Annotated in this window: 21 protein-coding genes and 2 tRNA genes; 16 read left to right on the top strand and 7 right to left on the bottom strand. The window is 46.8% G+C overall.

Features of this window, described 5'->3' with window-relative positions:
• Positions 1-40 precede the first annotated feature (40 nt).
• From ACFQ2O_RS06715 to rodA, 13 genes are all read left to right on the top strand, one after another.
• Positions 41-235, top strand: coding sequence for a cold-shock protein (locus tag ACFQ2O_RS06715; RefSeq protein WP_377524403.1), 195 nt, complete (start codon positions 41-43; stop codon positions 233-235).
• A gap of 110 nt (positions 236-345) precedes the next feature.
• Positions 346-1188, top strand: a complete 843-nt coding sequence (locus ACFQ2O_RS06710; protein WP_377524400.1) for a geranylgeranylglycerol-phosphate geranylgeranyltransferase — start codon at positions 346-348, stop codon at positions 1186-1188.
• A 368-nt stretch (positions 1189-1556) separates the two neighbouring features.
• Positions 1557-1988: a Fur family transcriptional regulator gene (locus ACFQ2O_RS06705; protein ID WP_377524397.1), complete on the top strand. Its 432-nt coding sequence runs from the start codon at positions 1557-1559 to the stop codon at positions 1986-1988.
• A gap of 103 nt (positions 1989-2091) precedes the next feature.
• The gene (locus ACFQ2O_RS06700) at positions 2092-2589 is read left to right on the top strand and encodes a PaaI family thioesterase (RefSeq protein WP_377524394.1); all 498 of its coding nucleotides are present in this window, start codon (positions 2092-2094) and stop codon (positions 2587-2589) included.
• Positions 2590-2896: 307 nt separating this feature from the next.
• The gene (locus tag ACFQ2O_RS06695) at positions 2897-3721 is read left to right on the top strand and encodes a Cof-type HAD-IIB family hydrolase (RefSeq protein ID WP_377524390.1); all 825 of its coding nucleotides are present in this window, start codon (positions 2897-2899) and stop codon (positions 3719-3721) included.
• Positions 3722-3802: 81 nt separating this feature from the next.
• Entirely contained in the window at positions 3803-4186 is a 384-nt protein-coding gene (locus ACFQ2O_RS06690) for an SRPBCC domain-containing protein (RefSeq protein WP_377524386.1), read from the top strand.
• 86 nt (positions 4187-4272) lie between these two features.
• Positions 4273-4866, top strand: a complete 594-nt coding sequence (gene purN, locus ACFQ2O_RS06685; protein ID WP_377524383.1) for a phosphoribosylglycinamide formyltransferase — start codon at positions 4273-4275, stop codon at positions 4864-4866.
• 33 nt (positions 4867-4899) lie between these two features.
• Positions 4900-6423 (top strand): bifunctional phosphoribosylaminoimidazolecarboxamide formyltransferase/IMP cyclohydrolase, encoded by a 1524-nt coding sequence (purH, locus tag ACFQ2O_RS06680; RefSeq protein ID WP_377524380.1) that lies wholly within the window; start codon positions 4900-4902, stop codon positions 6421-6423.
• 303 nt (positions 6424-6726) lie between these two features.
• Positions 6727-7752: a rod shape-determining protein gene (locus tag ACFQ2O_RS06675; RefSeq protein ID WP_068838010.1), complete on the top strand. Its 1026-nt coding sequence runs from the start codon at positions 6727-6729 to the stop codon at positions 7750-7752.
• A gap of 3 nt (positions 7753-7755) precedes the next feature.
• On the top strand, positions 7756-8622 hold the full coding sequence (gene mreC / locus ACFQ2O_RS06670; RefSeq protein ID WP_377524377.1) for a rod shape-determining protein MreC: 867 nt from the start codon (positions 7756-7758) through the stop codon (positions 8620-8622).
• Positions 8612-9145 (top strand): hypothetical protein, encoded by a 534-nt coding sequence (locus ACFQ2O_RS06665; RefSeq protein ID WP_377524374.1) that lies wholly within the window; start codon positions 8612-8614, stop codon positions 9143-9145. The genes mreC and ACFQ2O_RS06665 overlap by 11 nt, the downstream gene beginning before the upstream one ends.
• Positions 9142-10971 carry a penicillin-binding protein 2 gene (gene mrdA, locus ACFQ2O_RS06660; protein WP_377524371.1) on the top strand — a complete coding sequence of 610 codons (1830 nt, stop codon included), beginning with the start codon at positions 9142-9144 and terminating at the stop codon, positions 10969-10971. Before ACFQ2O_RS06665 ends, mrdA begins: the two co-directional genes overlap by 4 nt.
• 6 nt (positions 10972-10977) lie before the next feature.
• A complete protein-coding gene (rodA, locus tag ACFQ2O_RS06655) occupies positions 10978-12294 on the top strand; it encodes a rod shape-determining protein RodA (RefSeq protein ID WP_377524368.1) in 1317 nt (438 codons plus the stop codon).
• Positions 12295-13102: 808 nt separating this feature from the next.
• Here rodA and ACFQ2O_RS06650 read toward each other — a convergent pair.
• The 3 genes from ACFQ2O_RS06650 to mutS all read right to left on the bottom strand — a co-directional run bounded on the left by ACFQ2O_RS06650 (position 13103) and on the right by mutS (position 16258).
• A tRNA-Leu gene (locus ACFQ2O_RS06650) sits at positions 13103-13186 on the bottom strand.
• Positions 13187-13264: 78 nt separating this feature from the next.
• Positions 13265-13337 (bottom strand) — tRNA-Gly (locus tag ACFQ2O_RS06645).
• 287 nt (positions 13338-13624) lie between these two features.
• Entirely contained in the window at positions 13625-16258 is a 2634-nt protein-coding gene (gene mutS, locus ACFQ2O_RS06640) for a DNA mismatch repair protein MutS (RefSeq protein WP_377524365.1), read from the bottom strand.
• Between the two features lie 215 nt (positions 16259-16473).
• On the opposite strand from mutS, the gene ACFQ2O_RS06635 reads away from it, so the two are divergent.
• Both ACFQ2O_RS06635 and ACFQ2O_RS06630 read left to right on the top strand, forming a co-directional pair.
• Positions 16474-17013, top strand: a complete 540-nt coding sequence (locus ACFQ2O_RS06635) for an RNA methyltransferase (RefSeq protein WP_377524362.1) — start codon at positions 16474-16476, stop codon at positions 17011-17013.
• Between the two features lie 259 nt (positions 17014-17272).
• Positions 17273-19753 (top strand): TonB-dependent receptor domain-containing protein, encoded by a 2481-nt coding sequence (locus tag ACFQ2O_RS06630; RefSeq protein WP_377524359.1) that lies wholly within the window; start codon positions 17273-17275, stop codon positions 19751-19753.
• Positions 19754-20372: 619 nt separating this feature from the next.
• Here ACFQ2O_RS06630 and ACFQ2O_RS06625 read toward each other — a convergent pair.
• Complete coding sequence (locus tag ACFQ2O_RS06625; RefSeq protein ID WP_377524356.1) at positions 20373-20858, bottom strand: GNAT family N-acetyltransferase; 486 nt, start codon at positions 20856-20858, stop codon at positions 20373-20375.
• A 172-nt stretch (positions 20859-21030) separates the two neighbouring features.
• On the opposite strand from ACFQ2O_RS06625, the gene ACFQ2O_RS06620 reads away from it, so the two are divergent.
• Complete coding sequence (locus ACFQ2O_RS06620; RefSeq protein WP_377524353.1) at positions 21031-21588, top strand: hypothetical protein; 558 nt, start codon at positions 21031-21033, stop codon at positions 21586-21588.
• A gap of 57 nt (positions 21589-21645) precedes the next feature.
• Here ACFQ2O_RS06620 and ACFQ2O_RS06615 read toward each other — a convergent pair whose 3' ends face one another.
• The 3 genes from ACFQ2O_RS06615 to odhB form a co-directional block, all read right to left on the bottom strand.
• Positions 21646-22431, bottom strand: coding sequence for a pentapeptide repeat-containing protein (locus ACFQ2O_RS06615; RefSeq protein ID WP_377524350.1), 786 nt, complete (start codon positions 22429-22431; stop codon positions 21646-21648).
• Positions 22432-22650: 219 nt separating this feature from the next.
• Positions 22651-24054: a dihydrolipoyl dehydrogenase gene (gene lpdA / locus ACFQ2O_RS06610; protein WP_377524348.1), complete on the bottom strand. Its 1404-nt coding sequence runs from the start codon at positions 24052-24054 to the stop codon at positions 22651-22653.
• Between the two features lie 215 nt (positions 24055-24269).
• Positions 24270-25832 carry a 2-oxoglutarate dehydrogenase complex dihydrolipoyllysine-residue succinyltransferase gene (gene odhB / locus ACFQ2O_RS06605; RefSeq protein ID WP_377524345.1) on the bottom strand — a complete coding sequence of 521 codons (1563 nt, stop codon included), beginning with the start codon at positions 25830-25832 and terminating at the stop codon, positions 24270-24272.
• Positions 25833-25935: the final 103 nt, after the last annotated feature.

Here is a 25935-nt window from a genome sequence, read left to right as displayed (position 1 = left end):
TTTACACTCTCTTTAAATTACAATCATTAGTTTAACTTTTATGAAGACAGGAAAAGTAAAGTTTTTTATTGAGTCCAAAGGCTTCGGATTTATCACCGATGATGCGACTAACGAAGATTTCTTTGTACACATTACTGGCCTGAATGGCTTACAGATTCAGCAGCACGACCAAGTTGAGTTTGATACTGTTGAAGGTAAAAAAGGAATCAACGCTGTAAACGTGAAGAAGATCTAACAAGTATACTTTACAGATACAGTAAAAGCCCCTCCTTCAGGGGCTTTTTTATTGCCCATTCACTTCTGCATCGTACCTTTACTGCAACTAATACTTACACCTGCTTCGCCGTGAAATCTATACTTACCCTGATTAGAGCACGCAACCTGCTGATGATTGCGCTAAGTCAGGCATTGGTGCAAGCCTGCCTGTTGGCACCGGGAGTAGAGTGGGAAAAGCTACAGGAACCCGGTTTTCTGCTGCTGGTGCTTTCTACTATTTGTATAGCCGCTGCCGGTTATATCATCAACGACTATTATGATGTAAAAATAGATGCCATCAATAAGCCTAATCGCATATTGGTTGGCCGCCGCATACGCAGGCGCAGGGCAATGTTTGCGCACCTCATCCTGTCAGGAATTGGGGTACTCATCGGTATGGCGCTCTCATTCAAGGTAGGTTTCATTAACCTGGGGGTAGTACTGTTGCTGTGGGGCTACTCAGCGCGTATGAAGAAAATGTTGCTGGTGGGCAACGTCGTCATCTCGCTGTTAGCCGCCACTATGTTGCTGATAGTAGCCGTGTATGATGACAAACTGAACAACAGAACACTTAGCTACGCCTTGTTTGCGCTGATCATTTCGCTGATCCGGGAAATAATCAAAGACATCGAGGACATGAAAGGTGATGCTTCCTTTGATTGCCGCACCTTGCCCATAGTAGCTGGTATGCGAGGAGCAAAACTCGTGCTTTACCCGTTAATTGCTCTATTTATGGCCTTTGTAATAGTTGTTATCCTGCATCCGGCCACACGGCTGCTTTTTGACGGCTATATGATTGCTTTGGTGCTATTGCCGACGGTATGGCTGGTTGTAAAGTTAGTGCGTGCTGATCGGATAAGGGACTTCGCCTATCTCAGTAATTTAAACAAGCTGATCATGCTGACGGGCATTCTCTCTATGCTACTGCTATAAGATGACAGACTCCGCCTCCTATGGTAAAGCAGCATAGTAAAACAACCTCATTAGTCTTTAAGATTAAAAGCATAAGTATCCCTTTTGATCCATCCCCCACCTACCCCTCTTAAGATCACAGCCTCATAACAAGCTTATACTTTGTTTTAAAAGCGCAACCAGGGGACACAAAATTCCGACAGGTCTCATTATGAGGGTAATAGCAGCGCCATTGCCCGCTGAGTAACCGCAGGTAAGCTATAAAAAGCGTGCCGCTAGAGACCATCAGGTAGATTTTGAGCATGCTTTTTGGCTCAAACTAACAATTTATGTTTTAAGGAGATATGTGAGTATATTTGCAATCTCTAAAGATAAAGGCGCTAAGAAAGATGGATAGAGCACAGAAGCTGCTTCTGGATTATGGATTACGCAAAACTGGCTGCCGCCAGGAGGTGTTGCGGCAGTTTTTGCAGAACGACTTTGCATTATCCCACGCTGACCTGGAAAAACTTATCGGTGATCGCTATGACCGGGTTACCATTTACCGCACACTTTATTCTTTCGAAGAAAAAGGGCTTATCCACAGCATTAACGATGTTTCCGGAGCTGTAAAGTTTGCCCTTTGCCAGGAAGAAGCCTGTTCTCAGCAGCATCACCACGACAACCACATTCATTTTAACTGCACCTCCTGTGGCCAGACTTTTTGCCTGAACGAGGTAAATATTCCTGCTATATCCTTACCAAATGCTTATAAAGTGGAGCGCCTGCACTTTTCAGCACAGGGCACCTGCAAAGATTGTGATAAGGCAGTCGCCAAGTAAGGCCGTCTTATACTTTTATTTGGCTATATTTATACTTGTGCAGCAATGGCCTATAAGCCCGCAGGCAGTGCCGTTGTTGCGTTAGCTTAAAATACAGCCACTCATGACTTCTAAAACCAGTTCTGCTGTCCAGTTCCGCCAATTAGTTGCCTCTCCGGTTAAGTTCCGGCTATTCATGCTTGCTAAGCTGCCCATGGCCTATATGGCGGACCTCCGTGTGGCCTCTATCTCAGAAGAGCAGGCACAGGTAACTATTCCTTACAAGTACCTCAACAAGAACCCTTTTAACTCCATCTATTTTGCCTGTCTTAGTATGGCTGCAGAGTTATCTACAGGCGTGCTGTGTATGATGCACGTATACAAATCGGCACCTGTAGTATCGATGCTGGTGGTGCACATGGAAGCAGACTTTACAAAAAAGGCAGTGGGCAAAATAACGTTTGCCTGCGAAGACGGGAAAGCAATATTGGAGGCTGTAGAAACAACAAAAGCAACCGGCGAAGGGGTTACAGTAGATACTGTTAGCATTGGAACAGATGAGCAAGGCGATAAGGTGGCTGAGTTTCGCTATACCTGGTCGTTAAAGGCAAAAAGAAAGTAATAGACACTGTGTTGGCTGAGAGCTGATTTGCTTGCAACTATTGCTTCTATACTCATTCTTTAATTCCAAAAAAGGATTCTTTGGTACTCCTCTACCTTTTCCCAGATGGAACTTGTGCTTACACTTACGATAATGTGTGCTGTTGGAGTTATATCTGATAGGATCAGAAGAGTTTAGCAGGTATCTCTTGCTAGAACCGACGCTAACGAAGTCACTACCTTAGCATCCTTCTTTAGCAGCACCTGGACAAAGGCTGGGTTTTCGGCGCGTATCTTGTAACTTGCGGCCCTCATACACTCTTCCCTACATGAACCTGAAAGCAATTTGTACTGACATAGACGGTACCTTGTTAAATAAAGAGCGTCAATTGTCTGAACGCACCATTGATACCTTCAGGAGCCTTGACAAAGACATCCCTGTAGTGCTTGCCTCTTCGCGTATGCCCAGCGCCATGCGGCACCTGCAACAGGAGTTAGGCATCTTGCACAACCCGCTGGTTTGCTTTAACGGAGGTTACATTATTTACTTTGAAGATGGCAAAACAGCTCCCGTACAACTAGATTCTACCTTGGTACCAGCCGCTGTGTGCACAGCTATCATCGAACTGACAAGAGGCACTGACATACATATCAGCCTTTATGAGCAGGACAACTGGTATGCCCCACAACTTGATTATTGGGCTAAACGCGAACAGAACAACACGAAAGTTACGCCTACCATCTCACCTTTAGATGCTGTACTTGATGCGTGGCATAGTTCTGAAGCAGGGGCACACAAAATCATGTGTATGGGCCCGGCTGATGAGATTGAAGCACTGTACCAGGAGCTGATCAAAAACTACGCAGCTCAGATACACGCTTACCGTTCTAAAGACACGTATATTGAAATCGCCCCTAGTGCTATTTCTAAGGCGACAGCCTTGGAGCTACTCCTAGAAAGCCAGTTTAATATAAAGCTGTCTGAAGTAATGGCTTTCGGCGACAACTACAACGATATAGATATGTTACAAGCCGTAGGTATGGGCATAGCCGTAGGCAACGCCCGCGAAGAAGTAAAAGCCGTAGCCGACAAAATCACCCTAGACAGCGTAGACGATGGTGTAGCCGTAGCGATTGAAAAGTATTGGAAGTAAATGGACTTTAGATAGCAGACGTTAGACAATAGACTTTTTTAGTCTAGAATCTAACGTCTAGATACTAACATCTAACACAACATGAAAGACTATAAAAAATATTACATCATATCTGCCGAGCCGGAGGAAGTATACGTAGCGCTCACAAACCCGAACACCATACAGCTGTGGACCGGAGAGCCCGCTGAAATGTCGGAGGAGCCAGGTTCGGACTTTTCGCTTTGGGAAGGAAGCATAGAGGGCAAAAACCTGGAATTTGAGCCTAACAAAAAGATTGTACAGCAGTGGTATTTCGGAGAGCAGCAAGAGCCTTCTATTGTCACGATTAAGTTACACCCGCACAAGAATGGCACATCAGTAGAGCTGCGCCATACCAACATTCCGGATGAGGATTACGAGGAGATTACCGAAGGTTGGGATGAGGCCTACTTTGCCTCGCTGATAGATTTTTATGAGGAAGAATAGATAGCTGCAAGTATACTTTTATACTTGTTCGCTTCCTTCTAAAACCAAACCCGCTATATTTGCAGCTTCATTACAAGCCCATACTTTTGGAACCAAAGGATAAGAAAAATATAGTCATCTTCGCTTCGGGGTCAGGGAGCAATGCGCAGCGCCTGCTGGAGCATTTTGAGCACCACCCAGCGATTCGTGTGGCCGCCCTGTTTTCTAACAACCCGAAAGCGTATGCCCTTAAAAGAGCCGAGACCTTCCACGTCCCGGCTCTTTTGTTTTCGCGCGATGAGTTCATCAACTCAGATAAAGTACTGGAGCAGGTGCAAAGCTTTAAGCCTGATTTGATCGTGCTGGCTGGCTTTCTGTGGCTGGTGCCGCAGAACCTGCTGCGTGCTTTCCCAAACCGTATCATCAACATACACCCTGCCCTGCTGCCCAAGTATGGCGGCAAAGGCATGCATGGCTTAAACGTACATACAGCCGTGGTACAGGCGCAGGAGCCGGAGTCGGGCATTACCATACATTATATAAACGAGGAGTACGATAAAGGCGAATTTATACTCCAGGAGCGCTGCCCTGTGCTACCAACTGATACACCTGAAGATCTGGCTGCCCGTGTACTTCAGCTAGAGCATCAGCATTTGCCGTTAATAGTAGAGCAACTGCTGGCGCAGCAAAATAAAGCTTAAACCCAATCATCAACTCATAGAATAATCTTACCCATGCAATCCGTTAAAATAAAATCTGCTCTCATATCGGTATATTATAAAGACCGTCTGGAGCCGCTGGTGGAGCTACTGAAGCAACATGGCGTTACTATTTACTCTACAGGAGGCACCCAAACTTTCCTGGAGGAGCAAGGCGCTGAAGTAGTAGCTGTAGAAGATCTGACAGACTATCCTTCTATTTTCGGAGGCCGTGTGAAAACACTGCACCCTAAGGTGTTCGGTGGTATTCTGCACCGCCGCGATAACGACAGCGATATCTCTGAGCGTGAGAAATTCGAGATCCCGCCTATTGACCTGGTTGTAGTAGACCTCTACCCGTTCGAGGAGACTGTAGCATCAGGTGCATCGGAGGCTGATGTGATCGAAAAAATTGATATCGGTGGTATCTCGCTGATTCGTGCTGCTGCTAAAAACTTTAAAGATGTGCTGATCGTGTCGTCGCGCGAGCAGTATGATGAGGTGGTAGAGCTTTTAAAAGAGAAAAACGGTGCTACAGATTTAGATGATCGCAAGCGTTTTGCTTCTAAGGCTTTCAATGTATCTTCTCACTACGATACGCACATCTTCAACTACATGAACGCTGGTGGTGAAACAGAAGCACTAAAGCTAAGCATTCAGGACAGCACGCCGCTGCGCTACGGAGAGAACCCGCATCAGAAAGGCACTTTCTATGGCAAGCTGGAAAATTTGTTTGAGCAGCTGAACGGAAAGCAGCTTTCTTATAACAACCTGGTTGATGTTGATGCCGCTGTAGCTTTAGGTGCTGAGTTTGAGGAACCAGCCGTGGCTATACTGAAGCATACCAACGCCTGCGGTTGCGCCACCGGCGAAACCATGAAGGAGGCTTACCTGAACGCACTTTCTTCTGATCCTGTATCGGCTTTTGGAGGGGTAATTATTGCCAACCGTACCATCGATATGGCTGTGGCTGAAGAGCTGAACAAGCTGTTTTTCGAGGTGTTGATCGCGCCAGACTATGATGCCGATGCGCTGGAACTGCTCAAGACAAAGAAAAACCGTATCCTGCTGAAGCAAAAGCAAGTAGAGCTGCCTAAAAAGCAGATCAAGACTTTACTGAACGGCTTTATCGAGCAGGACAAAGATCTAGCTACCGAAACGGAGGCTGACTTTAAAACAGCCACGAAGCGTATGCCTACTGCTGAGGAGAAAAAAGCGCTGGTATTTGCAGCCAAAGTTTGTAAGCACACCAAGTCTAATACCATTGTATTGGCTACAGATAAAATGATGTTCTCGAGCGGTGTTGGCCAGACCTCACGTGTAGATGCGTTGCGCCAGGCTATTGAGAAAGCCAACAGCTTTGGGTTTGACCTAAGCAAAACCGTGATGGCTTCTGATGCTTTCTTCCCGTTCCCGGATTGTGTGGAGATTGCAGATAAGGCAGGTATAAAAGCAGTAGTGCAGCCAGGTGGCTCTATTAAAGATCAGGACTCTATCGATTATTGCGATGCCCACGGTATGGCCATGGTGATGACAGGCGTTCGCCACTTTAAGCACTAGGCTTCCCAAGTATAACTAGTTAGTGATAAACAAGATCCCCGGCTTCTGATGAGGCTGGGGATTTTTTATACTTAAACCATACCACAACGGGTAGCTCAATTTAATGCACCCTACATGCGTTAGCAAAGCAGGCTAGTATACTTATACAGCTACTTTAGTAATAAATAAATGGCAATTCGGCTAACAGAAACTTTCTTACATTATTAATTCCAGCGAATTTCACTAATTTTGCCGCAAGTTTCTGACTAGAAATATTGTATATTGAAAATATAACTGGGCTACCGCACGCCTTCAGACATAACCATGGGACTATTTAATTTCTTAACGAGCGATATAGCCATTGACCTTGGTACCGCCAATACCCTGATCATACATAACGATAAAATTGTAGTAGACGAACCTTCTATTATTGCTGTAGATCGTACCACTGGCCGTGTGCTTGCAATTGGCCGCAACGCCATGCAGATGCACGAAAAAACGCACGAAAACATCAAGACAATCAGGCCATTAAAAGACGGTGTGATTGCCGACTTTCATGCGGCAGAAGAGATGATTCGTGGTATGATCAAAATGATTGATACCGGCCGTCGCTTATTTCAGCCGTCGCACCGCATGGTTATCTGCATTCCTTCGGGCATTACAGAAGTAGAGAAACGTGCCGTACGTGACTCTGCGCAGCATGCAGGCGCTAAAGAAGTATGGATGATTCAGGAGCCGATGGCTGCCGCTATCGGTATAGGCATTGACGTAGAGCAACCGATTGGCTCTATGATCGTGGATATTGGGGGTGGTACCACAGAAATTGCCGTTATCGCGCTTTCCGGTATTGTGTGCGACCAGTCTATCCGCATTGCCGGAGACGTGTTCACGAAAGATATCCTGGACTATATGCGCCGCCAGCATAACCTGCTGATCGGGGAGCGCTCTGCTGAGAAAATCAAAATAGAGGTTGGCGCAGCCCTAACAGAAATCGAAAACCCTCCAGCCGATTACGAAATCCGTGGCCGTGACCTGATGACGGGTATTCCGAAGGTTATCAAGGTAACGTACCAGGAAATTGCCATTGCCCTGGATAAGTCTGTTTCTAAAATTGAAGAAGCCGTTCTGAAAGCGCTTGAAATCGCTCCACCAGAACTATCTGCCGATATTTATGACAACGGGATTCACCTGACAGGCGGTGGTGCTTTGCTACGTGGCCTTGATAAGCGACTGGCAGCTAAAACCAAACTGCCTATCCACATTGCCGAAGATCCATTGAGAGCGGTAGTGCGTGGCACAGGTGCAGCCATCAAAAATATTGAAGGGTTTAAAAATGTGCTGCTGACATAACAGGTGCGGAATCTTTTTGCCTTTATATACCGGTTCCGTTCGTTTATCCTGTTCTTGTTGCTGGAGGTGCTGTGTGTTTTCCTGATCGTACGTTACAATACGTACCAGGGAGCAGCCTTTTTTAACTCCGCTAACAAGTATGTAGGGCAAGTGCTCGAGTTTCAAAGCGGTATCACCGACTATTTCCGGCTGACAAGTATCAACCAAACGCTGGCGCGGGAGAATGCCGCGCTGCGGGAGGAGGTATTGCAGTACCGGAAGTTATCGCTTGCTGATAGTACAGCTACGTTAGACACAACTTACTACACGGCTACTGACACGAGCCAGGTGTACCCTTATAGCTTAGTTGCCGGGCGGGTTATCAATAACTCTGTGCGCCGCATGAACAACTACCTGACCATTGCCAAAGGAACGGCAGATGGTGTAAAGCCAGGCATGGGCGTCGTGTCATCTAAAGGTGTGGTAGGCCGTGTAAAGACCGTGTCAGAACACTACGCTACTGTCACCTCGCTCCTACATTCACAAATGCTGGTTTCGGCAAAGATCAAGAAGAGCGAAACCTTTGGCACCATTAAATGGACCGGCGGTGATTACCGAACGGCAATGCTCGACTACATTCCGCTCCATATCAAGCCTGCAAAAGGTGACACCATCATAACGAGTGGCTTTAATACGGTTTTCCCGGAGGGTATCATGGTCGGCACTATCAACTCTATAGAAAAAGAGCCCGACAAGAGCTTCTATACCATTGAGGTGCAATTAGCAGTAGACTTTTCGCAGCTATCCTATGTGTATGTGGTGGAGAATATGTACAAGATAGAGCGAGACACCCTAGAACAAAACGCAGGTATACTTCCCGATGAACAGTAGATTTGGTTTGAAACATATCGCACATTTTTTTCTGTTTGTAGCGCTGCAAATTCTACTGATGGATAGCCTTGTACTTTACAGCACAGGCTTCTGCTTTATCTATGTAGCGTTCCTGTTGTTTTTACCACTGGGTATCAGCAGGGTATGGCTGTTGGTGCTTGGATTTATTGTAGGCTTCACGGTAGATATCTTCTATGATACCATGGGCATACATGCGGCGGCAAGCGTACTGCTGGCATTTTTAAGGCCATTGGTATTGAACCTTCTTACGCCACGCGATGGTTACGACAGTGGCGACGCTGTAAACATCCACACGATGGGCTGGCGCTGGTTTTTGGCTTATACGTTTACGCTGGTGATAGTGCACCATACAGCTGTTTTTTTCCTGGAGACTATCTCTTTCCAAACAGCCCTGTACACGATGGTTAAAATTCTGCTTAGCACCTTGTTTACAGCATTAGTGATGGTAATTTTACAACTCCTGTTCTTCTCCTCTAAACGAGAGCGAATGGACTATCGATGAACTACTTAGAAAACAGAAAATACATTATTCAGGGCATCTTTATTTTAGTAGGTGTCGTTTTTGCCTTCCGGCTCTTTTACATACAGGTGGTAGACAGCAGCTACAAGCAGGCTGCCGAAACTAACGCTATCAAGCCTGTCATTCAATATCCTTTTCGGGGCCTTATCTACGACCGCAACGGCAAATTGCTGGTTCAGAATACGCCTGTGTACGATCTGATGGTAATCCCGAAAGACATAAAACAACTGGATACCCTGCGCTTGGCAGAACTGGTAAAGCTGCCTTTAGAGGATGTGCGTGACCGCCTGAAGAAAGCACGTGCCTTTTCTTATGTACAGCCTTCCCCATTCTACCAAAAGCTTAGCACGCAAGAGTTTGCTTACATACAGGGCAACCTGATAGATTTTCCAGGATTTTATATCAACGCCAGAACAGCACGTGGTTATCCGCATCAAAGCCTGGCACATGCCTTAGGCTACATCGCTGAGATAAGCCCAAAACAGTTGGAAGACTCTACTTACAAAGGTTACCGCCCCGGCGATTATATCGGCAAGAGCGGGATAGAACTGGAGTATGAGCAGTACCTGATGGGGAAGCGGGGTGTGAAGTATAAAATGGTGAACGTGCGTGGCGTAGAGAAAGGCTCTTTCCGCGACGGTGCCTTCGATACCCTGGCTGTGGCTGGCCAAAACCTCACCAGTACCATTAGCCTGGACTTACAGGCTTACGGGGAGTACCTCATGAACGGCGCCAAGGGAAGCGTTGTGGCTATAGAACCAGCCACTGGAGAGGTGCTGGCCTATATCTCTGCTCCATTCTATGACCCTAACCTGTTTACCGGCAAAGACTACGGCAAAAATTACATGGCGCTATTAACCGAGCCCAACAAAACCATGTTTAATCGGCCTATCATGGCAGATCAAAACCCACCGGGATCTATTTTTAAACTTACGCAGGCGCTGATAGGGCTACAGGAGGGCGTCATCACGCCAAACACTAAGTTTGCTTGTAACAAATCATTAGTTAACTGCCATAGCCACCCTTCTCCGCTTGATTTATACGGGGCTGTACAGCACTCCTGCAACCCATACTTTTACCAGGCCTATAAAGCCCTTATCAACCAAAATAAGTCGAAAAATACTTTTACTGATACGGCATTAGGTTTGAAACAGTGGCGGGAAGAAGTGCTAAGCTTTGGATTTGGGCAACAGCTAGGCATTGACATACCCGGTGAGAAAAAGGGCATTGTAGCCTCTACCGATATGTATGACCGGGTGTATGGTAAGAACCGCTGGAAATACTCTACTATTTACTCTCTTAGTATAGGCCAGGGCGAGCTGGGTGTAACTCCACTGCAGATGGCTAACTTTATGGCTATTATTGCCAACAAAGGCTATTATATCAAGCCTCACATTATACGCGCTGTGGGTGAGAACGGGAAGCCTTTACCTGAGTATCAGAAACGGAATTATGCTGCTGTAAGTGCACAGCACTTTGAGCCTATCATAACAGGTATGGCCGAAGTAGTGCGCTCAGGTACAGGCCGAAGAGCCAATCTCCAGAAGGTAGGTATCGAAGTATGCGGCAAAACAGGTACAGCTCAAAATCCGCAGGGGCCAGACCACGCGGTGTTTGTGGCCTTTGCCCCGAAAGACAATCCTAAAATTGCCATTGCTGTTTACGTAGAGCACGGCAAGTGGGGAGGCCAGTCTGCTGCTCCTATTGCAGGCCTGATGATTGAAAAATACCTTACTGACACAGTGACCATAAAGGAGCAGGAGAAATGGGTGCTGAGCAGAGAATACCTTAACATCAAATCGAAGTAGCAGGCTATGGAGAAAGTACTTGGAAATAGATTAGCAAACGCGCCTCATAGCCGGCGCTCGTCTGGCCTTGTTACGCCTCACCTCGACTGGGTAACGGTACTGCTATACTTCCTGTTGGTAGCGCTAGGTTGGATGAATATCTATGCTGCGGTGTACAGCCCTGATAATGTAGTAAACATCCTGAGCTTTGATATTAATTCAGGCAAGCAGCTGGCATGGATAGGAGCTTCTTTTTTGCTGATCCTGGTACTGCTGGTGGTAGACCATAAAGTATACGAGCACTTGGCTTATCCCATCTACGGCTTTATTATACTGCTGCTGCTGGTAACGCTGGTCATTGCCAAGCCTATTGCCGGCTCGCGCTCCTGGCTCGATCTGGGGGCCGGTATCCGTTTGCAGCCTGCCGAGCTGGCTAAGTTTGCCACAGCGCTAGCTGCTTCTAAGTTTTTGAGCACGGTAAATCTGCGTCAGCAAAACTTCAAGGACCAGATGATTCTGGCCGCCATTACGGTGGTTCCGCCTGCCATCATTATCATGCAAAATGAAACCGGCTCTGCGTTGGTATTTGCTGCTTTTGTGCTGGCCTACTTCCGCGAAGGCATGTCGCCCCTGATACTCATCATTGGAGGCTCAGCAGCGGCAATTTTTATACTTACACTGCTAGTACCCAAGCTATACCTTATTGCTGGTATCACCATACTTATGGCACTGGCTACATGGCTGGATTATCGCTTGCTACGCCGCTTTAAAGTAATGATTGTTTTGTGGGGTGTTGTGGTAGCCATGATCTTCAGCGTAGACTTCTTTGTAAATGATGTGTTGCAGCCACACCAGCAAAACCGTATCAAAGCACTCATTAATCCTGAGGCCGACCCGCTGGGATTTGGTTGGAATGTAACGCAATCTAAAATCGCGATCGGATCAGGCGGTTTTTGGGGGAAAGGCTTTTTAGAAGGCACGCAGACCAAGTTCGACTTTGTGCCGGAGCAAAGCACTGACTTTATTTTCTGTACGATTGGAGAAGAACACGGGTGGATTGGTAGTACCGTTTTAATTGCGCTATTCCTGCTACTGCTTACCCGCGTAGTAAGTATAGCAGAAAGGCAGAAGTCGGTTTTTGGCCGCACCTATGGCTACTGCGTAGCCTCCATCATCTTCTTCCACTTTCTGGTGAATGTAGGTATGACTATTGGCTTGGCTCCTGTGGTAGGTATCCCACTCCCCTTCTTCAGCTACGGCGGATCTTCTTTGTGGTCTTTTACAATTTTGCTTTTCATCTTACTTGCCATTGATGCAAACCGGACGAAAGAACTAGCCAGGTAGTAGAAGAAGCAATCTTATAACAAGTCTATACTTACTGTCTTATTAGAATTTACATTAACTAGGAGTTAATTGGATTGCCTTTAGCCGAGACTTATACATGCTTTTAAAACAGTACGGTATCTCTGCATGAGGTAAAGGATAGGAGTCAAATGCTTGATAGAATTAGGCTGCTTTTTGTAGTGTGCTCTTCTGTAGCCCTTCCCTGTTAAGCATCCAAAATCAAAGCAATGAGATGCGCTGTTAACTTACTTCTGTATGTATAAATGATTCTGTTGAAACAAGCTTTGTGACTAACTGTGTCGCTCTTGGCAACTCCTGACCCAGGCATAGGCACCCACACGGTTGTTTAAACAGCCGAACTTCTATTTTTTCCCCAATTTCCCCCAGAAGCATACCTTCTCCCGCTGTTTCGCTAAAAGAATGCTGATGCGCTATGTGAGCTAAGCACCTTAAACCTAAGTTGTACACACATGGCAACCATACTTCTTCTAGCCATGATATTGCATCAGCCCACGGAACTGAAAAATCACAGTTATCATTCATTCTGTAAGGACAGTCCGTTGTCTCATGTACTTCTAAACCTGCCATCAAAGCCTGCTTTAGGTCTTGCTTTGATGCGGCCCCATACCAGACACTATCTATAATATCAAGATCTTTTCGATATTCAATCTTGAAGAAGGTTCTTCCAATAGTATATCAGAGGATACTTTATTCAATATAGCTACTTTAGAGTAATGCTTTAGGATAGGCAGCAGTATTTTGTGCATAAAAAAAGCCTGCCATACTTTAAAAGTATAGCAGGCTTAAGTACCAGGAGCGGGAATCGAACCCGCACGAGCTTGCGCTCACAAGATTTTAAGTCTTGCGTGTCTACCAGTTCCACCATCCCGGCATCTTCGGAACGACTCCGAAGAGGTTAGCTTAAAAAACAAAGACGTTGTGTTGAACAACGTCTTTATCTCTTTTGCTGAGCGGGAGACGGGATTCGAACCCGCGGCCTCGACCTTGGCAAGGTCGCGCTCTACCAACTGAGCTACTCCCGCTTTTTGTTTTTACTAAACCGCCGTAGTGATTTAGTGATGCAAAGATAGAGACAAAATCTCACTTGTCAATAGTCTGTCTAAAATTTTTCTGCTTCAGCTGTATTTCCAACTGATAATCAGGGAGAAAAATTTCAAAATGTTTTCAAGTCTCTTTGGGCTACCTGCTGCAGCACGCTATTACTAAGGCAAATTTATACTTCCTGATGCAAAAAACAAGTATAAACTACACTTTGGTTACCATCATCTAAAACAAAGCAGGGGCTATGAAGCCCCTGTAAGTATAACTTTTATTTAACTGCTTCCTGTTTCTTGTCCTGCAGTAACAATTTCAGCTCATTTAGTTTCAGCAGGGCCTCCACAGGTGTAATGGTGTTAATATCCAGCTGCTCCATCAGCTCCTTTACGCGCTCCAGCTGTGGGTCGTGCAGCTCGAACATGCTGAGCTGGTAATTATTCTTCGGTGCGGTCTTCATCTTCTGCTGCGGTGCCTGATCAGAAACCTTCTCTTTTTCGAGGTGGTGCATGATCTCGTTGGCACGCAGCACTACATTGTTCGGCATACCCGCCATTTGTGCTACATGTATACCAAAGCTGTGCTCGCTGCCACCCGCTACCAGTTTGCGCATAAACAGGATCTTACCGCCAGTCTCTTTCACCGACACATTATAATTCTTTACGCGTGGCAGATCCTCAGCCAATTGGTTTAGCTCGTGGTAATGCGTGGCGAAAAGCGTTTTACCCCGGAACTGCGGATGGTTGTGCAGGTGCTCTACAATAGCCCAGGCAATCGAGATGCCATCATACGTGCTCGTGCCCCGGCCAATCTCATCCATCAGTATCAGGCTGCGGTCCGACAGGTTATTCAGAATACTAGCCGTTTCGGTCATCTCTACCATAAACGTTGACTCACCCTTCGATAAATTGTCTGAGGCTCCAACACGTGTAAAGATTTTATCGATTATACCAATTTTAGCGGCCTCTGCGGGCACAAAAGCTCCTATCTGAGCCATCAGCACAATCAGCGCCGTCTGGCGCAGCAAGGCGCTTTTACCGGCCATGTTTGGTCCGGTAATAATTACGATTTGCTGCTCCTCGTTATCCAGGAAGATATCGTTGGGCACATACGTCTCTCCTAATGGCAGCTGCTTCTCAATTACCGGGTGCCGTCCCTTCTTAATATCAAGTATAAGTGTATCGCTTACTTCCGGCTTTACATAATTGCTGCTTTGTGCAATGTTGGCAAAAGAACTGAGGCAATCGATCACGCCGATTACTTTGGCATTCTGCTGTATCTGGGCTACATAATCCAGTGCGTGCAGTACCAGCTCGTTGTACAAACCAAACTCAATCGTAAAAATGCGCTCCTCTGCATTCAGAATCTTCTCTTCATACGTCTTCAGCTCCTCGGTAATGTAGCGCTCGGCATTTACCAGCGTCTGCTTCCGAATCCAGGAGGTGGGCACTTTATCTTTGTGTGCGTTGCTTACCTCCAGGTAATAGCCAAACACCTTATTATAAGCAATCTTGAGGGAGCTGATGCCGGTGTTCTTAATCTCACGCTGCTGCACCTGTGCCAGGTAATCTTTGCCTGAAAAAGCGATAGCACGCAATTCATCCAGTTCCTCATTCACGCTCTCATTGATCATGTTGCCCTGGTTAGTGAGCATGGGTGGCTCAGGCTTCAGCGTGTTACGTATCTCTTCCCGCAGTCCATCGCAGGGTGCTAGCTGGTCTGCTAACTTCTGCAAGGCCGGAATATCACTGGCAGCTAAAATCTTTTTAATCGGAAGTATAGCCTCGAGCGCCTTGGCTAACTGCACCAGCTCGCGCGGGTTTACGCGGCGCACGGCAACTTTAGAAATCAGGCGCTCCAGGTCGTTTATCTGCTTTAGGTGGGTATACAGTTCGTCCAGCAGCTCATCGTGCTTCATCAGAGCTTCTACTGTATCCAGGCGACGGCGAATCTGTACGACATCTTTCAGCGGCAGCACCACCCACTTCTTCAGCAGGCGCGCTCCCATGGGAGTAATGGTCTGATCCAGCACCTCAATCAGCGGTACGCCTTCCGGGTGCTGCGGGTAGAGCAGCTCCAGGTTGCGCACGGTAAACCTATCCAGCCATACATACTTGTCCTCCTCCAGGCGCGAGATAGTGGCTATATGGCTGATTTCGTTATGCTGTGTTTCGGACAGGTAATGAAGTATGGCTCCTGCTGAGATAATACCCTCTGCCATACCTTCAATACCAAAACCTTTAAGCGAAGTGGTGCCGAACTGGCGCGTCAGCGATTCATAGGCAAAGTCATGGCTGAAAACCCATTCTTCCAGTGCATAGTAGCGGAAGTCGGGGCCGTATAGCTCCATAAACCGCTCCTTCTCACGCTTACAGAACAATACCTCTGCCGGTGCCAGGCTTTGCAGTAGTTTACCGATATAGTTTTTGTCTCCTTGGGCAGTGATAAATTCGCCTGTAGAGATATCAAGGAAAGATATACCAACCTCAGCTTTACCAAAATGCACTGCCGCCAGGTAATTATTGCTGCGGCGCTCCAGCACCTGATCGTTAAAAGAAACCCCAGGCGTTACCAGCTCTGTTACGCCACGCTTTACAATGCCTTTTACCGTTTTGGGATCTTCTAATTGATCACAGATGGCTACGCGCTCACCGGCACGTACTAACTTCGGCAAGTATGTGTCCAGGGAGTGGTGCGGAAAACCAGCCAGCGCAATTTCTGAAGGTGAGCCAGCCCCACGTTTCGTTAGCACGATATCCAATATTTTACTCGCCTTCACGGCATCTTCGCCAAAGGTTTCGTAAAAGTCTCCTACCCTGAATAGCAGCAGCGCCCCCGGGTGCTTTGCTTTGATCGCATTGTACTGCTTCATAAGCGGGGTTACAGTGCCTTTATCTCCTCCTTTCATACTTTCTTTCTGGATGTTAGATACTAGATGTTAGACTTTTTATAAGAAGCATTAAACACATTAGAGCCATTGCTGAATGAGTGTCTATTGTAATACCTGCCCTCAATACGATAGGTATTATAGTTTGACTTTTGCCCAAAACTGCCGGACCTTTGCAGCAGCGCTGGGGATAAAAGGTCTTGTGTCTTATGTCTAAAGTCTAGCGTCTAAAAATTATGCGTAAACTTTCGATGGATGACCTCAACCGTGACTCGGTTGAAGATTTCAAAAATAAGAAAAAAATACCGTTAGTCTTGGTGCTCGATAATGTGCGCAGCCTGAATAATGTAGGTTCGGTGTTTCGTACCGCCGACGCCTTTATGGCCGAGAAAGTATATCTCTGCGGCATTACCGGCAAACCGCCTCACCGCGATATCGAGAAAACAGCCTTGGGCGCTACGGAATCAGTAGCATGGGAGCATGTGCCTGACACTTTGGAATTGGTAAAGCAGCTACAGGCGCAAGGATATAAAGTAGGCTCAGTAGAACAGGCCGAGAACAGCCTGATGCTAAACCAGTTTCAACCACAGCCTGAGCAGAAGTATGCCCTTGTGCTTGGCAACGAAGTTTTTGGAGTGGAGCAGGAAGTTATCAATCAATCAGACTTTGCACTGGAAATTCCGCAGTTTGGCACCAAGCACTCGCTTAACATCTCGGTAGCTACTGGCGTGGTAGTATGGGATTTCCTGAGCAAAATACTAGCGCAGGAAGTATAAATACCCACCATAACACATTTCTTAGAAGCACGGAACATACCCGTGCTTCTCTTATTTGTACCGATGCAGCAAGAGCGCACCTTCTTATTAACACCACTGAAATCAGCACCTTACTAAAAAACAGCCTCATTATTAAACCCTTCTGCTGCTTTCATGTCTGTATTAGTATAGCTTTTGTTGCGAACAGCTTTTTCCTTTCCTGATTAGGATAGGCAACTGTAAAAAGGAAGCTGTTCTTTAATCCCGTGTGCCTACAACTATGAAAATCTATACTTACCGTTACCGTTCTTTTTTATTGATGTTTCTAGCTCTTGTCTGCCCCTTGCTCCTGCAGGCGCAGCAACAGAGCACCACAAGAGGCAAAGTTACAGGCACTTTAGTTGAAGGCGATTCAAAAGCCCCGATAGGGTTTGCAAATATTGTACTCTTGTCAGCTAAAGACTCCAGCCTGGTAACAGGCGCAACTACCACTGCGCAAGGCCTTTTTATACTTGACCGGTTGCCCTACGGCCGCTTTATACTTCGTGCCTCCATGGTGGGATACCCGACTAAGTTTGTTCCTGATATCAATATTACGGCTGATAACCCTACTGCCAACCTCGGCACCCTACAGGTGAAGGCCTCTGCTACCAGGCTAAGCGAAGTGGAGATTGTGGCGCAGGAGCAGCTGGTAGAGTATGACCTGGACAAGAGGGTAGTAAACGTAAGCCAGGACCCAGCCGCACAAAGCGGCTCTGTGGCTGAGGTGATGCAGAACCTGCCTTCTGTAGCGGTAGACATTGATGGCAACGTAAGTATGCGTGGCAGCGCTAACGTAACCATACTTATAGATGGCAAACGCTCTGCCCTATCTAACCTTACCATGGACCAGATTCCGGCCAACCTGATAGAAAGTATAGAGCTTATCACGAATCCCTCGTCCAAGTATAACCCCGAAGGCACCTCGGGCATTATCAACCTGGTACTGAAAAAGGAGAAGAAGCCTGGCTTTAATGGCGCTGCCTCTGTTACAGCCGGTACTTATGACAACTATAACTCTTCCCTTAATCTGAACTACCGCTATAATAAATGGTCGTTGAACGGAGGCTACGATTTCAGGCAGCGCACCAGGCCAGGTTTCAGAAACAGTAACACTACGAACTATTATTATAATGAAGCCGGTTTGTTAGACAGCACCAGCTACCGCCTGCAGGAGGGAGATCGCACCAGCACAGACATATCTCATAACCTCCGCCTTGGTGCCGACTACTACTTAACACCCAGGCATACTTTATCAGCTTCAGCATTATATCGCTTTGGAAAGGATGAAGGCACCAACAACATAAATTACCGCTTCCTGGACGAAAACAGGCTATTAACCCGCACCCGCCAGCGTAACGCAGAAGAGACAGAAGATGAACAGGCAATAGACCTGACCTTAGGCTACAGACAAACCTTTGACCGCAAAGGGCAAGAACTTACCGCTGATTTAGTGTATAACACAAATGTAGATGAGGAAGTAAGTATTTTCAGGGAGCTTGAGCAGGAAAACTTGTCAGAGGTACAGCAGACGCTAGTAGATGACGGCAACTACGAGTTTGTGGCCAAGGCCGATTATGTTCATCCTATCACAGAGAACAGCCGCTTGGAGGCTGGTTTCAGAAGTACATTTGAGCGTTTAGATGAAGATTCCCGCTTCTACAACTACGACTTTGGCTCTAATCAATTCATGTATAATGATACCAGCAGCAATCATTTTGTGTATGATGAACTGGTACACGCCGTATATGCCAACTATAGCAATAAGTTTAAGACCATCAGCTATCAGGTGGGGCTGCGTGCAGAACAAACCTATACTACCTCGGATTTGCGTACAGCGGATTTCCAGGACGAAAACAACTACTTTAGCTTGTTCCCTACTTTATTCATTACCAACGACTTCGACGATAACAACAAGATACAGTTTAGCTATAGCCGCCGCATCAACAGGCCCCGAAGCCGCTTCCTGAATCCTTTTGTAGATCGATCAGATATCTTTAACATCAACTACGGGAACCCTAAACTGAAGCCTGAATTTGTAAACTCGCTGGAATTAGGCTATCTGCGGTACTGGGGGAATGCCTCTTTGAACAGCAGTATCTTCTATCGCCAAACAACTGATGAAATTGAGCGATTCAGAAGACCGTCTTCTACTTTAGTTACAGACACAGGAGAACCAGGCACAGAGACAACGTTTATTAACCTTTCAGATAACACCGCCTATGGCTTTGAGTTTGGAGCTAACTACCCTGTTACCAACTGGTGGAAGCTAAATGCCAGTTGGTCGGGCTTCAGAACGGAGCTTAACACAACTCAAGACGACACAGAACTGAACAATGCACAGTTTAGCTGGAATGCAAAACTCAACTCCAACATGACAGTTTGGAAAGACCTGGATATTCAGCTTTCAGGCTTCTATCGTTCTCCATCTGCCGATATACAAGGCCGCATGGAGGAAATGTTTAGCACTGATTTGGGCATGAAAAAAGATGTGCTGAAAGGAAACGGAACTATATCGCTGCGTGTATCCGATATCTTTAACACGCGCCAGTTTTACTTCCTGAGCTATGGCCCTGAGTTTAGAACCGAAAGTAACAACCGCCGCCAGAGCCGAATTATTTACCTGGGCTTTACCTACCGCATCAATAGTGACAATAGCAACAACCGCCGCGGTGAGCAAGGTGATCGAGAAGAGGGTGGTGGTGATGAAGGGGAGTATTAAGTAGCGTTAAGAATGGCAGAAGGTCCAAAGTTGGAAGATAAAATCTGACTTTGGGCCTTTTTGCATTTGTGGGTTACCACCACTGAACTCTTTTTTAATAAGGAGAGGAATCTGTAACTGGCGCCGCTGAAGTATAAGTATTATGGCCGGTGGTATCGCGCGGACAGGTCACGACCTGTCCCTACAAATCCTTATTTGTAAGAAGCAAAAGCTATGGCTGCTGAACAGATTCCAGTCCTTGGGTTGAGCGCCTTGTAATTGATGCGGTGCCCGAAGGGCAGCCTGCAGCGCAGCGATGGCAGCTTCAATTGCACAGCGCGATGCCCGAGGACGGGGCCTCGCGGCCGTGAGCGCTCCAAAGCTAGAAGTGAAACGATGGGTATTTGGGAACTGGAGGAGGAACAGAAGCTAGTATGGATAGCTTGGCTGAAGTTTCGGCAAACAGCGGCTATATAAGCATGACTGAAACAAGTATAGCCTCCGCTGTGCAAGTATGGCTTTCCAAGCCAGTCGAGTTACAAACTCAACATCATAGTAGGACACAAGTCTGAAGACTTGCGCCAGAGAGAGGGGTTAAACCAACTGTTGCTACAGAAGTAAGTATAAACCCTTATCTCCCCTATTTCAACTCCAACTCCATTTTTATATCAGCACGCTCATATATGCTCGGCGGCATTGGCACCTCCACAAAACCTAAGCGTTCATACAGACTTAGAGCAGTTTGCAGGCGGCGGTTTGACACCAGATACACTTTGTTCGCACCAGCACGTCGCGCTCTGTCCAAAGCAGCTTCTCCGAGCATTTTACCTATCTTCATGCCCTGCATTTTAGGAGCCACCGCCATTTTAGCCAGCTCAAAAACACCCTCTCCATCCTTTAGCAATGCACAGGTGCCTACAGGCTCGCCATTGAACAGCGCCATCAATATATAGCCACCCTTGTTAATAATGTAATCTTGCGGATCTGTCAACGATTTTGTATCGGCGTCTTCCATCACAAAGTATTTAGAAATCCACTCGTGGTTAAGGTCGTAGAAGGCCTGGGCATAGAAAACATTGAAATCAACGATTTGTATAGCCGAAGGAGTGTTATAATGCTGTGCCATGATGTGCTATAAGTATAAGTAGCACAAAGGTAAAGGCTACAGCGGTATGGTTATACTTTAGAGACATAAAAAAGCCGCTTTGCCAGAACCTTTTCCATTCTACTCCACTTGCATAGGCGAAATTCAAAAATGATATAAACATCATACTACTAGCTGCTGCGTAGAAAAGCAGATGCTTAAGCCCCTGCTTCCAAAGCCCGTCCTGTTTCACCCGCTCAAACATCATTTAGGGTATATCCGGAAATTTGTGCGGGACAACACCTTTGCAACGGAGCAGCTGCTCCGGGACGCCCTTCGCACCATCGGCAGCTCGCAATTAGATTTGTACCTGGGCTCTTTAACGCCTGAACAGATAGCAGAAGAAACAATTTTATACTTGCAGGAGCGCCAACTGCTACAGCCCAAAGCATACCTGAGCTACCTTGGCACTTCCGGCTACCAGTTGCTGCCCCTCTCCGATGGTTCTAACTGGACTTTGCGTTGGGGTTTGGCAGAAGGAAGGTACGTACACCTGCACCCTGGCCGCTATGCCCTCCATACGTTGCGTGTAAAAGCGAATCATCTTAAAACGGCTATTGCTGCCTCTATAGCGTGCAGCAAATATAGCCAACCTGCCCATGTAGGCTTGCTTAACCAGGTGCGCGCAGAATGGCTGGAGCTGCCGCCCATAAAAAGTTATACTTCTGAAAAAGGGCTGGGTAGTATATTTGAGCTAGTGCAGGGGCTGTAAACAAGTATCGCCACCTGGATAGAGGCAGCGATACTTGCTTGCTATGAAATAAAAGACCTATTTGTTCATGTCCAGCAGTGCAGTAAGCGACACCTGCCTGTTGTTGAGCTGGGTATACTTAAAGTCATCGCCACCGTTAAACCGGGCTCCCTTTATGTTAAAATTGTCTGAGATTTTGGCATATTTAAAATTAGCAGCACCGTCGAAACTCGCTTTCTCGAAATTTACCCCTCCCTCAAATTTGGTATATTTAAAATTAGCTTCTTGCTTAAAGGCAGCACCAGCAAAACTTACCATCTCCGGGAACTCCACATATTTAAAGTTGGCATCTCTTTCGAAGCGCACATTGCTGAAGTTTACGCCTTTCTCAAATTCTGCATACTTAAACAGCGCCTCTTCAGCAAAACGGCTGCTCACAAACGAAGCTTTGCCATCAAACGCGCTATACTTAAAAGCGGCTCCTTCTTTAAATGAGCAGTTTTCAAAAACCACATCCTTCTCAAAGTTTGTTTTGTACAGCTCGTTTTTAGATATTTTCAGGTTTATACCGTTTTCAGGATTAAAGTAGGCCAGTACATCTCCTTTAAAGGTGCAGTTCACAAATGTTAAAGGCGCTGTTACAGTGCTGGTGTACTCTTTTGTAGAATTTTTGCCATCCTGCTTCATTTTCATATTCTGGAGCTTTGTCATGTCCAAGTCACCTTCGATAGTGGCATTCTTGTAAGATACGGCCTCCCCACGGTTTATTTTAGCAAGGATTTCTGAGGCGCTAACGCTTTTTTGTGCGAATGCAAGCAGGGGCAGCATGAGCACTACCACCAGCAGTTGTAATTTCTTCATCATAGTTGTATAGTTAAGGTTATACTTGTTCCTGAGTCTCTGCTTAATAGATGCAGGAGGTATAACGAAGGTTGCTTGGGAGGCGGAAATTTTTTGATTTTCAAAAAGAAGTTTGGCAAGTAAAGCAGCATTAACTTCCTGTTCGCGTGCTGTTCCTCTACAAACAAACAGCGCCACCCCTAGGGGTGGCGCTGCCAGTAAATACGTAATCAATAAAGACGCTTAGATGTGGATAGCACGGTTCTCCGTAGCCGCCAAACATGCTTCCTTCATGGCTTCTGCATAGGTAGGATGCGCGTGGCTCATACGGGCTACATCCTCGGCAGATGCACGGAACTCCATGGCAGTTACCGCTTCAGCAATAAGGTCTGCTATACGTGGGCCAATCATGTGCACGCCCAGAATTTCGTCTGTTTCTTTATCAGCTAATACCTTCACAAAACCGTCTGTATCGCCAGATGCTTTGGCACGGCCAGACGCTTTGAATGGGAATGAACCAGCCTTGTACGCACGGCCCTGCTCCTTCAGCTGCTCCTCAGTGAAACCTACACCTGCCACTTCTGGCCAAGTATAAACCACACCCGGGATCAGGTTATAGTTGATGTGCGGCTTTTGGCCAACGATGTGTTCAGCCACATATACACCTTCTTCCTCGGCTTTGTGGGCCAGCATAGCGCCACGCACCACATCACCGATAGCGAAAATGCCCGGCACGTTGGTTTCCATGTGGTCGTTCACAGCAATCATGCCGCGCTCGCCCATCTGTACACCAGCATTCTCCAGCCCAAGGCCTTCCGTGTATGGCTTACGGCCTACAGACACTAACACATAGTCACCTTCAAAGGTAACAGACTCGCCTTTCGGGTTCTCAGCAGTTACTTTTACAGTCTCACCTTCGTTGGTAGCGCCAGTTACTTTGTGGTTGAAGAAGAACTCGAAGCCGAGTGTTTTCTTCAGGACACGCTGCAGCTCTTTACCTAGTGCACGGTCCATAGTTGGGATGATAGAATCCATGTACTCCACCACCTGTACTTTAGCACCTAAGCGGGCATAAACAGAACCAAGTTCCAGACCAATAACACCACCACCGATAATTATCAGGTTTTTCGGGATTTCTGTTAACGTTAACGCCTCTGTCGAAGTGATGATGCGCTTCTTATCAACTGGCAGGAAAGGAAGCGACGTTGGCTTAGAGCCTGTCGCGATGATCGTTTTCTCTGTCTCAATCTCCTGCACGTTGCCATCTACACCTGTTACTTTAATCTTGTTCTTGCTCACGAAAGAACCAAGGCCGTAAAAAGTATCGATCTTATTTTTCTTCATCAGGTAAGAGATACCGTCGTTGTTCGACTTTACCACACCTGCCTTGCGCTGAATCATCTGCTGCAGGTTTACCTGCAGGTTCTCCAGCTCAATGCCATGCTCTTTAAAAGAATGAGCCGCGTTGTGGTAGTGCTCAGACGAATCGAGCAGCGCCTTAGACGGGATACAACCTACGTTCAGGCAAGTACCACCTAATACTGTATATTTTTCTATGATTGCGGTTTTCAGGCCCAGCTGTGCACAGCGAATAGCTGCTACGTAGCCTCCAGGACCAGAACCGATTACGGTTACATCGTATTTCATCTTTCTATACTTTAAAGAGAGACCTACTCTCGTTTTTGTATTTGATTTCTTTATGAATGTGAAACCCACCCCTACCCCTCCCGAGAGGGGAATAATTTACTCTTGCAGAAATTCCCCTCCTTGGAGGGGCAGGGGTGGGTTATTCTGCTATAAAACTTATAAATGTAAAGGAGGAGCAAACTCTTCAGCCTCTCCTCCTCCATTATCCCTATAGATTAAACGCCTAAAAGCAGTCTCATCGGATCCTCAAGCAACTCCTTCACACGAACTAAGAAGGAAACTGACTCGCGGCCGTCGATGATACGGTGGTCGTAAGACAGCGCCAGGTACATCATTGGTCGGATCTCTACTTGTCCGTTAACAGCTACTGGGCGCTGCACGATGTTGTGCATACCAAGTATAGCCGACTGCGGCGCGTTGATAATCGGTGTAGACATCATAGAACCAAACACACCACCGTTGGTGATCGTGAAAGTACCACCTGTCATTTCCTCGATTGAAAGTTTTCCATCGCGGGCTTTCTTGGCCAGACGGATAACTTCTTTCTCAATACCATCCAGCGACAGTTGTTCTGCGTTGCGGATAACCGGCACTACCAAGCCTTTTGGAGAAGACACAGCGATAGACACGTCACAGAAATCATTAAAGATCATGTCGTTGCCATCAATCTGTGCGTTTACCGCTGGCCACTCCTGCAGAGCTACAGTACAAGCCTTTGTGAAGAAAGACATAAAGCCTAAGCCTACATCATGCTTCTCTTTGAACTTCTCCTTATACTTAGAACGTATATCCATGATCGGCTTCATGTCCACCTCATTGAAGGTAGTAAGCATGGCCGTTTCGTTTTTAACTGTTACTAAACGACGGGCTACCGTTTTGCGCAGTGAGCTCATTTTCTCACGGCGCTGGTTGCGCTCGCCTGCAGCAGCCGGAGCTTCATTAGATGCAGTAGCCTCTTGCTTAGGAGCAGCGGCAGCTGGTTTAGCAGCAGCCTGCTGTGCGTTCTGCGCATCTTCTTTCGTAATGCGACCATCACGTCCTGTTCCCTGCACCTCATTTGGGTTGATGCCTTTCTCAGAAAGGATTTTGCCGGCAGCCGGAGATGGCGTACCAGAAGCATAGGTTTGCGCACCTGATGTAGCAGCAGCTGGCTGTGCAGCTACTTTCTGCGTAGCAGCATCTTGTTTTGCATTCGCCTGTGCCTGTGCGTTTGAAGCACCAGCACCTGGAATTATTTTGCAAAGCATACCACCTATCTCAACCGTATCGCCTTCCTGAGCCACGATCTGAAGTGTACCTGCAGCTTCGGCTGGCAACTCAAATGTAGCCTTGTCAGACTCCAGCTCAGCAATAACCTCGTCCATTTCTACGTGGTCGCCGTCGTTTTTCAACCAGCTGGCAATGGTTACCTCTGTGATAGACTCACCTACGGTAGGCACTTTCATTTCTACAGGCTCACCCGCAACCGCAGCTGGGGCTGAGGCTTCTGCGGCAGGCTGTGATGCCTCCGCAGCAGGGGCCGCCGGAGCAGATGCAGCAGCACCATCCTGGTCAATTCTGCAGATCACGGCGCCTACATCAATGGTATCGCCTTCCTGTGCTACAATGCGTAAAATGCCTGCGGCTTCGGCTGGCAGTTCAAATGTGGCTTTGTCAGATTCCAGCTCAGCAATCACCTCATCCATTTCCACACGGTCGCCATCTTTCTTTAGCCACTGGGCTATGGTTACCTCAGTGATCGACTCACCTACGGCAGGCACTTTAACTTCTAAGCTCATATTATATTCAATTAGGAATTACGAATTAATAATTAAAAATTATTTCTGTTCGAATTAAGTATCATTCTTGTCTTTCACAGTTTTCAGAATCGATCCCGAAATC

The organism is Pontibacter rugosus (assembly GCF_042678745.1).
GTDB classification, from domain to species: domain Bacteria; phylum Bacteroidota; class Bacteroidia; order Cytophagales; family Hymenobacteraceae; genus Pontibacter; species Pontibacter rugosus.
The sequence above is the reverse complement of the archived record's forward strand: the minus strand, read 5'-3'. Positions and strand labels throughout refer to the sequence as shown.